Annotated in this window: 10 protein-coding genes; 5 read left to right on the top strand and 5 right to left on the bottom strand. The window is 73.1% G+C overall.

Going from position 1 to position 12,565, the window contains the following annotated elements; translation table 11 throughout:
* Window positions 1–4: 4 nt before the first annotated feature.
* Window positions 5–973: a hypothetical protein gene (locus C4J65_RS05510; RefSeq protein WP_115741363.1), complete on the bottom strand. Its 969-nt coding sequence runs from the start codon at window positions 971–973 to the stop codon at window positions 5–7.
* Window positions 970–4,521 carry a DNA polymerase III subunit alpha gene (gene dnaE / locus C4J65_RS05515; RefSeq protein ID WP_115741364.1) on the bottom strand — a complete coding sequence of 1,184 codons (3,552 nt, stop codon included), beginning with the start codon at window positions 4,519–4,521 and terminating at the stop codon, window positions 970–972. The genes C4J65_RS05510 and dnaE overlap by 4 nt, the downstream gene beginning before the upstream one ends.
* Window positions 4,522–4,694: 173 nt before the next feature.
* Between dnaE and C4J65_RS05520 the strand changes: the two genes are divergently transcribed.
* A complete protein-coding gene (locus tag C4J65_RS05520) occupies window positions 4,695–5,771 on the top strand; it encodes a DUF3533 domain-containing protein (RefSeq protein ID WP_115741365.1) in 1,077 nt (358 codons plus the stop codon).
* Window positions 5,772–5,861: 90 nt separating this feature from the next.
* Here C4J65_RS05520 and C4J65_RS05525 read toward each other — a convergent pair whose 3' ends face one another.
* A complete protein-coding gene (locus tag C4J65_RS05525; protein ID WP_115741366.1) occupies window positions 5,862–6,944 on the bottom strand; it encodes a S1 family peptidase in 1,083 nt (360 codons plus the stop codon).
* Window positions 6,945–7,441: 497 nt separating this feature from the next.
* Here C4J65_RS05525 and C4J65_RS05530 point away from each other — a divergent pair, with 497 nt between their 5' ends.
* The 4 genes from C4J65_RS05530 to C4J65_RS05540 all read left to right on the top strand — a co-directional run bounded on the left by C4J65_RS05530 (window position 7,442) and on the right by C4J65_RS05540 (window position 10,544).
* The gene (locus C4J65_RS05530) at window positions 7,442–8,656 is read left to right on the top strand and encodes an RNA-guided endonuclease TnpB family protein (RefSeq protein ID WP_115741367.1); all 1,215 of its coding nucleotides are present in this window, start codon (window positions 7,442–7,444) and stop codon (window positions 8,654–8,656) included.
* Between the two features lie 136 nt (window positions 8,657–8,792).
* Window positions 8,793–8,918 carry a hypothetical protein gene (locus C4J65_RS37025; protein ID WP_275898145.1) on the top strand — a complete coding sequence of 42 codons (126 nt, stop codon included), beginning with the start codon at window positions 8,793–8,795 and terminating at the stop codon, window positions 8,916–8,918.
* A 7-nt stretch (window positions 8,919–8,925) separates the two neighbouring features.
* Window positions 8,926–9,882 carry a histidine kinase gene (locus C4J65_RS05535; RefSeq protein WP_240330377.1) on the top strand — a complete coding sequence of 319 codons (957 nt, stop codon included), beginning with the start codon at window positions 8,926–8,928 and terminating at the stop codon, window positions 9,880–9,882.
* Window positions 9,879–10,544, top strand: a complete 666-nt coding sequence (locus tag C4J65_RS05540; protein ID WP_115741368.1) for a response regulator transcription factor — start codon at window positions 9,879–9,881, stop codon at window positions 10,542–10,544. The genes C4J65_RS05535 and C4J65_RS05540 overlap by 4 nt, the downstream gene beginning before the upstream one ends.
* 66 nt (window positions 10,545–10,610) lie before the next feature.
* Here C4J65_RS05540 and C4J65_RS05545 read toward each other — a convergent pair whose 3' ends face one another.
* Together C4J65_RS05545 and C4J65_RS05550 are read right to left on the bottom strand one after the other, a co-directional pair.
* Complete coding sequence (locus C4J65_RS05545; protein ID WP_115741369.1) at window positions 10,611–11,513, bottom strand: S1 family peptidase; 903 nt, start codon at window positions 11,511–11,513, stop codon at window positions 10,611–10,613.
* Window positions 11,514–11,719: 206 nt separating this feature from the next.
* A complete protein-coding gene (locus C4J65_RS05550) occupies window positions 11,720–12,562 on the bottom strand; it encodes a DUF1684 domain-containing protein (protein WP_115741370.1) in 843 nt (280 codons plus the stop codon).
* Window positions 12,563–12,565: the final 3 nt, after the last annotated feature.

Consider the following 12,565-nt stretch of genomic DNA (forward strand, 5'->3'; position numbering starts at 1 on the left):
GGCCTCACGCCGCCAGCGACCCCGGCATCACCGCCCGCGGCCCGAACTTCGCCCGCACGCGGTCCGCGACCTCCTCGATCCGGCGGACCTTCTCGTCCACGGGGTCGAAGGTGAGCTGGTGGGAGGCGTGTTCGGCGGACGTGAGGCTCTCCGCGCGCAGGGCGATCGTACGGACCCGGGCGCGCTGGAGGCCGAGCGCCTCGTACAGGTCGTACGCGGTCCGGGTCAGGGCCGCCGAGTGCGCGGTCGGCTCCTTCAGGGTGCGGCTGCGGGTGGTGGCCGACCGGTCGGCGTAGCGGACGGTGAGGGTGAGGGTGCGGCAGACCTTGTCCACGGCGCGCAGCCGGGCGCCCAGTTCCCCGGCGGCCGAGAGCAGGGCGCGGCGGTGGCGGTCGGGGTCGAGTTCGTCGCGGTCGAAGGGGCGGTCGGCGGCCAGGGACCGGGAGACGCCGTTGGGGACGACCCGGCCGCGGTCGACGCCCCGGGCCTTCTCGTGCAGCTCGCGGCCGGTCCTCGCGCCGACCAGGCGCTGGAGGGTGGACAGCGGCGCGGCGGCGACCCGGCCGAGGGTGTCGAGGCCGTACTCGCACAGGGTGCGGGCGGTCGCGGTGCCGACGCCGGGCAGCGCGGCGACGGGCTTGCCGTCGAGGAACGCGCGCTCCTCGCCGCCGGACACCGCGCGGGTCAGTCCCGGCCGGGCGTCGCGCAGGGCCATACGGGCCAGCATCGGGCCGGGTCCGGCGCCGATCACGCAGTCCACGCCGTGCAGCGCGAGGGCGCGGACCCGGATCACCGAGGCCAGTGCCACGGCGTCGCGCCCGAAGTACCGCTCGGCGCCGCGCAGGTCGGCCAGCGCGCCGTCGGGCGGCAGCGCCTCGACGATCGGCGTGAACTCCTCAAGGAGACCGAGCAGTTCGGGCAGGGCCGCCTCGTACATCGGCGGCAGTTGGAAACGTACGCAGAGGATCGTCATCCCGCACTCCCCGGACTCTGGTGCCACAACTTCCTTCCGACCGCGGGCCCTTCGCCCGCGGGGCGCAGATCGGCCCAGGGGTGCATCTCGTACCCGGTGGACATGCGGATCCTCCGCTGCTCCACCGGGTCCTGGGCCGCGGACCCGGCCGGCGCGGGCCGCCCGTCCGAACCGGCGAGGCGGCGGCGCGCCGGGCCGCCCCCGGGGTCGTCGCCCTGGTCGCCGCCCGCCCCGGCCAGCCGGGCGGCGACGCCCTCCAGACCCTCCTCCCGGCGGATCTCCAGCAGGTCGGCGAGGTTCCAGGCGGCGGAGCCGACCACGCTGAGGCTGCGCGGGCCGCGCCGCTGCACCACTCCGCGCACCAGCAGCAGCCAGGAGTGGAAGACGGTGTGCGCGCAGGCGTCGTGCGAGTCGTCGAAGAAGGCGAGGTCGACCAGGCCGGAGCCGTCGTCGAGGGTGGAGAAGATGACGCGGCGGCCGGAGCGGACCGGCGGGGTCTGGGTGGCCGCCTTGGCGCCCGCGACCAGCACCGTCTCCCCGTGCCGTGCCTCGCGCAGCCGCTTGGCCGACACCACGCCCAGCTCGCGCAGGAAGGTGCGGTGATCGTCCATCAGGTTGCGCGAGGCGTCCATGGAGAGCACGCCGAGTTCGGCGCTGAGCTTCTCCTCGGAGGTGAGGTCGGGCAGTCCGGCGGAGGCGGTCTTGCGTCCGCCGGAGAGCGGGAGCTGGTCGCCGCGGCCGCCTCGGGCGCCGCGGTGCAGTTCGGTCAGGTGCAGTTGCAGGTCGCGGCGGTTGGCGCCGAACGCGTCCAGCGCGCCGACCTGGGCGAGCCGTCCGGCCAGCGGCCTGCTGGGGCGGGCCCGTTCCCAGAAGTCGAGCAGGGAGGCGTAGGGCTGCCCCGCGGCGATCCGCTCCGCCTCGGCCTCGCTGATGCCGTGCACGTCCGAGAGGGCGAGCCGGAGTCCCCACACGGCGGGCTTCCGTGACCCCGATTCAGACACCAGTTCGATCCTGTGTGCGACCCCCGACACGTTCACGTCCAACGGCAGGATCGGCACCCCGCGCCGCCGCGCGTCCGCCAGCAGCAGCCGCTTGGGGTACATGCCGGGGTCGTGGGTGAGCAGACCCGCGTAGAAGGCGGCCGGGTGGTGGGCCTTCAGCCACGCCGACTGGTACGTCGGCACCGCGAAGGCGACGGCGTGCGCCTTGCAGAAGCCGTAGCTGCCGAAGGCCTCGACGATCTCCCAGGTCCGCTGAATCGTTTCCGCGTCGTATCCGTTCGCCGTCGCGTGCTGGGCGAACCACACCTTGATCCGCCCCTGCGACTCCGGGTCGGAGAGCCCGCGCCGCACCCGGTCGGCCTCGCCGCGTCCGCAGCCGGTCATGATGGCGACGATGTCGATGATCTGCTCGTGGAAGACGACGACCCCGTACGTCCCGTCCAGCGGCTCCGCCAGGTCCTCGTGCGGATAGCGCACCGGCGCCCGTCCGTGCCGGGCCTCGATGAACGGGCGCACCATGTCGGCGGCGACCGGTCCCGGCCGGAAGAGCGAGATGTCGACCACGAGGTCGTGGAAGGTGGCCGGCTGGAGCCGCCCCACCAGGTCCCGCTGGCCGGGTGACTCGATCTGGAAGCAGCCCAGCGTCTCGGCGGACCGGATCATCCGGTACGTCGCCGGGTCGCCCTCGGGTACGGCGTCCAGGTCGACCTCGGTGCCGGTCGCCCGCTTCACCTCGGCGACCGCGTGCGCCATCGCCGACTGCATCCGCACCCCGAGCACGTCCAGCTTGAGCAGCCCGAGGTCCTCCACGTCGTCCTTGTCGAACTGGGCCATCGGGAAGCCCTCGCCGCTGGTCGGCATCACCGGCGTGCGGGAGAGCAGGGAGGCGTCGGACAGCAGGACGCCGCAGGGGTGCATGGCGACGCCGCGCGGGAGGGCGTCCAGGCCCTCGACCAGCTCCCAGAGCCTGCCGTACCGCCCTCCTCCGTCCCGCCGGGACTCCCCCGCCAGCGCTTTGAGTTCGGGCAGCTCCTCCAGCGCCGCGCGGGCGTCGCGGGCGCGGATGTGCGGGAAGGACTTGGCGATGCGGTCGATCTCGGCCGGGTCCATGGACAGGGCGGCGCCCACGTCGCGGATGGCGTGGCGCACCCGGTACGTCTCCGGCATGGCGACCGTGGCGACCCGCTCGGTGCCGAACCGGCCGATGATCGCGCGGTAGACCTCCAGGCGCCGCGCGGACTCCACGTCGATGTCGATGTCGGGCAGCACGACCCGCTCCCTGGACAGGAACCGCTCCATCAGCAGCCCGTGCTCGACCGGGTCGGCGTGTGCGATACCGAGCAGGTGGTTGACGAGCGAGCCCGCGCCGGAGCCGCGCGCGGCGACCCGGATGCCCATGTGCCGTACGTCGTCCACGACCTGGGCGACGGTGAGGAAGTACGAGGCGAAGCCGTGGTGGGCGATGATGTCCAGCTCGTGGTGCATCCGCTCCCAGTACTCCCGGCGGCCAGGCCGCCGGTCGTAGCCGCGCCGCACCATGCCCGCCGCCGCCCGGGAGGCGAGCGCCCGCTGGGCGGTGCGGCGCCCGGCGCCCACCAGGTGCGGCTCGGGGAAATGGACGGCGCCCATGCCGAGGTCGTCCTCGGGGTCGACCAGGCACTCGGCGGCCGTCGCCCGGGTCTGCTCCAGCAGGCGGTGGGCGGTGTCCCGCCGGAAGCCCGCGGACTCGACGATCCGCTCGGCGGCGTGCCGCATCGCACCGGCGTCCTTGAGCCAGGCCTCGCCGGAGTCCAGTTCCTTGGTGGCGTCGATCGGGACCAGGCGGCGGGCGGCGTCCAGGACGTCGGCGACCTCGCCCTGGCCGGGGTCGGCGTAGCGGACGGCGTTGGAGAGCACCGGCCGGACACCCTGTTCGGCGGCGAAGCCCACGGTGCGGGCGGCCAGCCGCAGGGAGCCGGGGCCGGTGCCCTCGCGGCCGTGCCAGACGGCCTCCAGGCGCAGGGCGTCGCCGTAGACCTCGCGCCAGGGGGCGAGGAGCCGCGCGGCGCGGTCGGGACGACCGGCGGCGAGGGCGCGGCCGACCTCGGAGCCGGGGCCGAGCAGGACGGTCAGGCCGTCGGCGTGGTTGTCGGGCCAGGACAGCAGCGGGGTGCCCTCGGCCGTGTGGGCGGCGGAGACGAGGCGGCACAGGTCGGCCCAGCCACGGGCGCCGTCACGGGCGAGGAAGGTCACCCGCGGGGCCGACTCGTCGACGAAGGCGCCGCCGCGCACGGGGACGCGGCGCCGGTCCCGGCGCACGGAGGTGTCCGTACGGTCGGCTTCGGGCTCGGGGGCGGCGACCGCCAGCTCCGCGCCGAACAGGGGGCGGACGCCCGCCTTCGCGCAGGCCTTGGCGAAGCGGACCGTGCCCGCGAGGGTGTCGCGGTCGGTGAGGGCGAGGGCGTCCATGCCCCGCTCGAAGGCGCGCTCGGCCAGCCGCTCCGGATGGGAGGCACCGTAGCGGGCGGAGAACCCGGAGACGGTGTGCAGATGCGTGAAACCCGGCATCACGCACCTCCCGACTCATGAACCGACGCATGCCCATGCAGGCCCGAACGCCATTATCGAACGTCTGTTCCCAGCTACCTCACCCACCATACCCCCATCGTCGAATGTGTGTGCGACATCCGTTCGGCCCCGTCCCACCTGCGCAAACACTCCCCGACCCGGACTGTGGGGACATGTCACACACACCGGGCCCCCGCACGCGAAGCGGCACGCGAAGCGGCTCCTTCCTCGGTGAGGTGAGGGACGCCGTCACCCCGCGGGCCACCCTGCTCGTGCTCGGCGTGATCGCGCTCCAGCTGCTGTTCATCGCCTCCTACGTGGGGGCGCTGCACGACCCGCGGCCCAAGGACGTGCCCTTCGGGGTGGTCGCGCCCGGGGCGGCCGCCGGACAGACGGTGGACCGGCTGGAAGCACTGCCCGGCTCCCCGCTGGACCCGCGCACGGTGGCCGGCGAGGCGGCCGCCCGGCGGCAGATCATGAACCGGGAGATCGACGGCGCCCTGGTCCTGGACCCCGACGGCAGGCAGGACACCCTGCTGGTCGCCTCCGGCGGCGGCACCGTCCTCGCCACCACCCTCGAGGGCATCGTCGGCAAGGCGGAGCAGGCCGAGAGACGCGCGGTGCGGGTGGTCGACGTGGCCCCGGCCTCCCGCCACGACTTCGACGGACTGTCGTCCTTCTACCTGGTCGTGGGCTGGTGCGTCGGCGGCTACCTGTGCGCCTCGATCCTGGCGATCAGCACCGGCGCCCGGCCGGCCAACCCGCGCCGGGCGGCGATCCGGCTCATCGTGATGGCCCTGGTCGCGATCGTCGGCGGGCTCGGCGGTGCGGTGATCATCGGGCCGATCCTGGGCGCGCTGCCCGGCGGCGTGCTGGACCTGTGGGGACTCGGCGCGCTGATCACCTTCGCGGTGGGCGCCGCCACGCTCGCCCTCCAGGGCGTCTTCGGGATCGTCGGCATCGGTCTGGCGATCCTGCTGGTGGTGATCGCGGGCAACCCGAGTGCGGGCGGCGCCTTCCCGCTGCCGCTGCTCCCGCCGTTCTGGAAGGCGATCGGTCCGACGCTGCCACCGGGCGCCGGTACCTGGGCGGCCCGCTCGATCGCCTACTTCAAGGGGAACGACGTGACCGCCTCCCTGCTGGTGCTGTGGGCGTGGGCGGTGGCGGGGACGGTGATCACGATGCTGGCGGCCGTGCTGCCGCGCCGGGGGCGGCCGGAGACGGACCTGCCCGCGCCACCGGCCGCCTGACCGTCGTCCGCGCTCGGGAGCCCCGGCCGGACACGCGGAAGTCCCGCCCCTCGCGCGCGGGACGGGACCTCACAGGTGTGCGAGTGCTACTCAGCCGATCTGCGTACCGGTGGCCGACAGGGCCTCCGTCACCGGCTGGAAGAAGGTCTCACCGCCCGAGGTGCAGTCGCCGCTGCCGCCGGAGGTGAGGCCGACGGCCTGGTCGCCCGAGAAGAGCGAGCCGCCGCTGTCGCCGGGCTCGGCGCAGACGTCGGTCTGGATCAGGCCGTTGACGATGTCGCCGTTGCCGTAGTTCACGGTGGCGTCCAGGCCGGTCACCGTCCCGTCGTGCACCTGGGTGGTGGAACCGCTGCGGGTCACCTCCATGCCGACGGTGGCGTCGGCGGCGCCCGAGATGGCCTGCGAGGAGCCGTTGTAGAGGTTCACCTCGCTCGGGTGGTCCACGTCGGCGGTGTACTTGACCAGGCCGTAGTCGTTGTCCGGGAAGCTGGACGCCTCGTTCTCGCCGATGACGTTCCCGGAGGAGTCCGACCAGGTCGAGATGGACTCGGTGCAGTGGCCGGCGGTGATGAAGTACGGCTCGCCGCCCTTGGTCACGTTGAAGCCGAGCGAGCAGCGCCCGCCGCCTCCGGTGATGGCGTCGCCGCCCGCGACGAAGGGCTTGTACTCGCCCTTGGTCCGCTTGAGTTCGGCCTTGGCGCCCAGTCCGTCGACCACCTTGGTCAGCTTGGCCAGTTCGGCCTCGGAGACCGTGCGGTCGGCGGTGACGACGACCTTGTTGGTGGTCGGGTCGGTCGCCCAGGACGTGCCGGGGATGGTCGCGTCCTTCGTGAGGGCGGTGCGCGCGCTCTTCAGGTCGGCGAGCGAGTTCTCGACGACTCTGGCCTTGGCGCCGGCCTCCTCGACGGTCTGCGCGGCGCTCCGGTCGAGCACGTTGACGACGAGGCTCTTGGCCTGCGCGTCGTAGTACGTGCCCGCCGCGTCCGCGCCGAGGTCGCCGAGCAGCGTGGAGGCGAGCTTTCCGGCCGCCGTGACCGACAGGGTCTCGGGCGCGGCGGTCTCCGGGGACTCGCTGGCGTTCGCGGTCTGGAAGGTGACTCCGGCCGCGACCAGTGCGGTGATTCCCGCACCTACCACGGCGGCCCGCCGCCTGGGTATGCGTCGGTGCTTCAACTCACGTCCTCCTGTGGGGGGTCGGCCCGGAGGTTGTGGGGACCTCGCGGACCGGAAGGCTGGTTGACGAGCGTTAACTCTTCCGATTCCACAGGCCGCACACAAGGTCGACTCCAGGACGTGCGCACGACAACTCCAGCGTGGTCACACGGCCTTCACCTCCTCCTCGCGGGAGCGGGGAGGCGGTGGTGGTCTCCCCCTCTGGTGGGAGTCCGGGTTTCGACCCTGGGTGGAAGACCGGAGATCACCACGCCGGAGGCTTCGGCGTTCACGCCGGGGAGGAATCGCATCCGAGTACGGCGACGCGGAGCGTCGCCGAAGCCCCGATACGGGCGCGACGCCCGTATCGCTACCTGCATGACCCAAGCAAAGCGAACGCGTGTGCCTGTGATCACTGGTCAGGGTGGCGGGCACGGGATCGGCGGGCATGTGTGCGGCTGTCGTACGTATGGTCCTTCGCATGGTTAGGGACGGGCCGTGGCCGTGACGGGGGCAAGATGGCGCAGGTGGGGGCGGAGGGCGGTCGTGCCCGGTACACGTACCGGTTGCGGGTGTCGTCCGCGGCTCGTGCCCGTCTGGCGGCGGAGTGGGGCCGGTGCCGCTGGGTGTGGAACGAGTGCGTCGCCAAGTCCAGGGCCGTGCATCTGCACAACAGGGCGAGTGGCGAGAGGGTCACGTGCGGTCCGGCGCAGCTGGACAGGATGCTGACCGAGGCCCGTTCCCGTACGCCGTGGCTGCGGGAGGGCTCCTGCGTTCCCCAGCAGCAGATCATCCGTGACTTCGGTCGCTCCCGCGCCAGGGCGCAGCGGGACATCTCGGAGCGTCTGCCCGTGGCGCGCCGGGCCGGGATGCCGACATGGAAGACCCGGCGCGAGGAACTGCCGACCCTGAACTACACCCGACGCGGGTTCCGGCTGAAGGACGGCCGGCTGCACCTGGCAGGCGGCATCGTCGTGTCGGTGGTGTGGTCGCGGGAGCTGCCCGCCGAGCCGTCCTCGGTACGCGTCTACCAGGACAGCCTCGGACACTGGTACGCCTCTTTCGTCGTCCCCGCCCAGGTCCAGCCCCTGCCCGCGACCGGTCGCGTCCTCGGTGTCGACTGGGGTGTGAAGGAGACGGCGACGACCACGTCTGACGCGTACGACCTGCCACACCCCTCGCACGGTGGGAAGGCGAAGGAGAAGCTCACCCGGTACGACCGGATGATGGCCCGTCGCAGGCCGAAGAAGGGGACGCCCGGATCGAGGGGCTACCGTGCGGCGAGGAGGCTGCGGGCGAAGGCGTACAAGAAGGTCGCCCGGCAGCGTGCGGACACCGGCCGCAAGTGGGCCAAGAAGGTCGTCCGCGACCACGATGCCGTAGCGGTGGAGGACTTCCGGCCGAAGTTCCTGGCTCGGTCGACGATGGCCCGCAAGGCCGCGGACGCCGCCATCGGCGCCACCAAGGCCGCACTGATCGAGATGGGACGCAAGCACGGGCGGGACATCCGCCTGGTCCACCCCGCGTACACCACGATGGACTGCGCGCAGTGCGAAGCGAGAGCCAAGCACACACTGCCGCTGGGTGAACGCACCCACACCTGCACCGCCTGCGGAACCACAGCCCCACGGGACAAGAACTCCGCACGCGTCATGCTCGTCCGGGCTGGTCTCAACCCGGCTGGCGCCGATGGTGGAAGACCTCCTGGAGCGCCGCTCCAGGAGGCAGCCTGAGCCAGGAATCCCCTCCCCCTTGAGGGAGGGGAGGATTCAAGAGGTGTCGGGGGCCCGCCGGCCATCAGGGTCGAACGGCCGACGAAGCGTTACGGCCGCAGAACGGCGGTCGACGACCTGGCGTGAACGCACTCCTGTGGCGGGCCCGGGCGGCGTACGCGCGGCCGCGCGCCGCTCGGCGATGTTCGACCTCGTGCTGGCGGTGATCACGACCGGAGTGGAGATCGGGCTGCTCTTCGACGACGGACCCCGGTCAGCGTGACCCGGTCGTGGTGACGGTGCTCGTCACGGCCTGTGCGGGCGCCGCGGTGCTCGTGCCGCTGGGCTACTCGCCGGGCGGGGCGCCCGTCGTGGTCGCCCTCGCCTCGCTCGCCGACCTGCGTGACCGGAGGGTGTCGGTGGCGGCGCTCGTGCCGACGGCGCTGTTCCTGCTGCTGGCGAGCATCTCCTCGCTGCCCGTCCCGGTCGGCGCCTGGGCCGTCGGCTCGTACCTCCAGACCCGGCGGCGCTACACCCGGGCGCTGGAGGACCGCGCGGCCACCCTGGAACGCGAGCGCGAGCAGCTCGACCAGCTCGCGGCACAGCGGGAACGCACCTCCATCGCCCGCGAACTCCACGACATCGTCGCCCACTCGGTCACCGTCATGCTGATCGGTGTGCGCGGCGCCCGGGACGTCCTGCCGACCGACCCCGGGGTCGCGGCCGAGACCCTGGAACGGGTCGAGGTCAACGCGGAGCAGAGCCTGGCCGAACTCCGCCGGATCCTCGGCCTGCTGCGCACGCCGGACAACGGCGCGCAGTGGCGGCCGCAGCCCTCGCTCGGCCAGCTTCCCGAGCTGGTTTCCGGATACCGGACAGCCGGGATGCCCGTACGGCTGGAGTTCACCGGCGAGGCCCGGCCGCTGGCCGGCGGCCTCGAGCTGTCGGCCTACCGAATCGTCGAGGAGGCACTGACCAACGTGCTCAAACACACCGACCCCACCCGGGTCACGGTGGCACTCCACTACGGCCGGACGCGGTTGGACGTCACGGTCGAGGACGACGGCGGAGACGGAGGTGGGGGCAGAGGCGGCCGCGACCCGGTCCCGTCGGGCGCCGGGCACGGCATCCTCGGGATGCGGGAACGCGCCGCGGTGACGGGCGGCAGCCTGGACGCCCGCCGTACCGCCGACGGGTTCGTGGTGACCGCCCGGCTGCCCGTCGAGGACGCCGGGGACGCGGCATGACCATCCGCCTGCTGATCGTCGACGACCAGGAGCTGATCCGTACCGGCTTCCGGCTGTTCCTGCAGACCCAGAACGACCTGGAGGTCGTCGGGGAGGCCGACGACGGTCACGAGGCACTCGCCCGAGCCGCCGCCCTGCGCCCCGACGTGGTCCTGATGGACATCCGCATGCCCCGCATGGACGGTGTCGAGGCCACCTCCCGGCTGACCGCCTCCGGCTCCCCGCCCCGGGTGCTGATCCTCACCACCTACGACCTGGACGAGTACGTCTTCGGCGCACTGCGGGCGGGCGCGTCGGGCTTCCTGCTGAAGGACGCCTCGCGCGCCCGCCTGCTGGAGGCGATCCGCGTCGTGCACGCCGGTGAGGCCCTGCTGTCGCCGTCGATCACCCGCAGGCTGATCGAGGACTACGCCACCCGGGCCGCACCGGTCCGGCCGCGGGACACGGTGCTGGCCGGTCTGACCCCACGGGAACGGGAGATCCTCCTCCTGGTGGCCAGGGGCCTGTCGAACCCGGAGATCGCCGCGCGCCTGGTCGTGACCGAGGCGACGGTGAAGAGCCACGTCGGCAGCATGTTCGCCAAGCTCCAGCTGCGGGACCGAGCCCAGGCCGTGGTGTTCGCCTACGAGAACGGCATCGTCCTCCCCGGCAGCACGGGCTGAGCCCCCGTACACCGTGGCCGCGGTGTGCGGGGGCTCGTCGAGCTGCCGGCCGCGCTCGATGACCGACTAGTAGACGCTGACGCCGTAGGCGCTCAGGGCCTCCGTCACCGGCTGGAAGAAGGTCGTACCGCCGGAGGAGCAGTTGCCGCTGCCGCCGGAGGTCAGACCGTACGCGGTGCCGTTGCTGCCGTAGAGCGAGCCGCCGGAGTCGCCGGGCTCGGCGCAGACCGTGGTCTGGATCAGCCCGCCGACGACGTCGCCGCCGCCGTAGTTGACGGTGGCGTTCAGGGCGGTGACCCGTCCGCTGTGGGTGCCGGTGGTGGAGCCGTCGCGGATGACGGTGGTGCCCACGCTCGGGGTGGCGGCGCGGGTGATGTCCACGCCGTTGGCGGTGCCGGGCCGGGAGACGGACCCGGTGTACTGCACGATGCCGTAGTCGTTGCCCGGGAAGCTGGAGCCCGCCGTCTGGCCGATGACGGTGCCTCCGGAGCTGGCCCGCCAGGCGCCGGCGCCGTCGGTGCAGTGACCGGCGGTCAGGAAGTACTCGGCGCCGCTGCTGGTGCGGACGTTGAAGCCGAGGGAGCAGCGCCAGCTGCTCGCGTAGATGGCATCGCCGCCCTGGATGAGCTTGTTGAACTTGCCGGGGGTGCGCTTGATCGTGAGCGCGCCGGCCTTGTCGCCGGCCTGCTCCTTGATCTTCGCTATCTCGGCCTGGGACACGGTGCTGTCGACGGTGACGAGCACCTGGCCGCTCTTGCTGTCGACGGCCCAGGCGGTGCCGGGAACGTCGGCCTGGAGTACCGCACTGCTGGCGCTGCTCAGCTCGGCGGCGCTGAAGGCGACCGGGGCGGATGCCGCGTTCGCGCTGGGGATCGCGACGGCGGCGGCGGCCACGAGGCCGGTGGATACGGCGATCAGCCGAGTCCGTCTCGTGATGCCGCTGCGGGGGGTGGTGCGCTTGATCCTCACTTTTCGTTCCTCCACAGGGGAAGTCGGGGGCCCCTCTCGTGGGGATGGGGGCCCGTGAGGCGCAGCCAGGGGCGGACCTCCGGATTCCGGATACGTCGTGCCCCTGACAAGCGCTGAGGTTGGAGTATTCGGCCGAACGTCCGGTCGGCGCAAGGGCGCCTTTCGGCCGTCAAGATTTGAACGACCTTTACCAACCCCCGTCGGCCTCAGCGCAGTTCGCGCTCCCCCGCCTCGACGTGGGCCCCCAGGGTGTTCCCCGGCGGCGGGAAGGGACAGACGAAGTGGTCGGCGAACGCACACGGCGGCAGCAGCGCACGGTTGAGGTCGACCGTCGTGCGCCCCTCGGCGTCCGGCGCGGCCGGGCGCAGGAACCGGAAGCGGTAACTGGTGCTCCCGCTGGTGGCGTCGGCGAAGACGGCCCACAGGGAGCCGTCGTCCTCGACGCCCACCTGGAGCGTGTGCCTCCGCCCGTCCAGCTCGAAGGCCAGCTCCCCGCCGAGCGCCAGCCCGCGCTCCCGGCCGTCCGCGTTCGGCACCCGCACGCTGCGCCGCCCCGCGTCGTACGGGGTGAATCGGCCCGGCACCGACCAGCGCGGGTCGTACGGCGTGGCCGCGATGCCGCGGAACGCCCGCCGTGCGGGGGTGGCCGGGTCGAAGTCACGGACGCCCCACAGCCCCTCGCGGACCAGCACCACCAGCCGCCGCTCGCCGCGGGCCACCCGGGCCCCGCCCACCGGTCCCCGGTCGGCCGTGAGCCGTGCCTCGCCGTCCAGGGGCCGCCCGTCGACGGTGAGCCCGTCCGCGCGGCCGGCCGTCAGCAGCACCGCGTCGCCGTCCGTCGTCCACCGGCCGGGGATGTCCGGAAGTTGCCCGTCCGGATGGTCCTCCAGCCAGTGCGTGCCGGTCAGCGCGAGCGGCCCGTAGGGCGCCGAGACCGTGGCGACCCGCTGCTCGTGCCACCGCCTCCACGCCTCGGACGCGTCGGACGCGTCGCCGGGTGCGGGGTCGGATGCCGTGTCCGGTGTGTCGTCGGATGAGCCCTTCGTCATGGC

The sequence above is a fragment of the Streptomyces sp. CB09001 genome (assembly GCF_003369795.1).
Lineage (GTDB): Bacteria > Actinomycetota > Actinomycetes > Streptomycetales > Streptomycetaceae > Streptomyces.

What these genes read in the sequence shown, in the direction of transcription:
- C4J65_RS05530 (WP_115741367.1), top strand. Translation starts at nt 7,442, where the DNA reads ATGGCGCAGGTGGGGGCGGAGGGCGGTCGTGCCCGGTACACGTACCGG.
- C4J65_RS05550 (WP_115741370.1), bottom strand. Translation starts at nt 12,562, where the DNA reads ATGACGAAGGGCTCATCCGACGACACACCGGACACGGCATCCGACCCC.
- C4J65_RS05540 (WP_115741368.1), top strand. Translation starts at nt 9,879, where the DNA reads ATGACCATCCGCCTGCTGATCGTCGACGACCAGGAGCTGATCCGTACC.
- C4J65_RS05520 (WP_115741365.1), top strand. Translation starts at nt 4,695, where the DNA reads ATGTCACACACACCGGGCCCCCGCACGCGAAGCGGCACGCGAAGCGGC.
- dnaE (WP_115741364.1), bottom strand. Translation starts at nt 4,521, where the DNA reads ATGCCGGGTTTCACGCATCTGCACACCGTCTCCGGGTTCTCCGCCCGC.
- C4J65_RS05510 (WP_115741363.1), bottom strand. Translation starts at nt 973, where the DNA reads ATGACGATCCTCTGCGTACGTTTCCAACTGCCGCCGATGTACGAGGCG.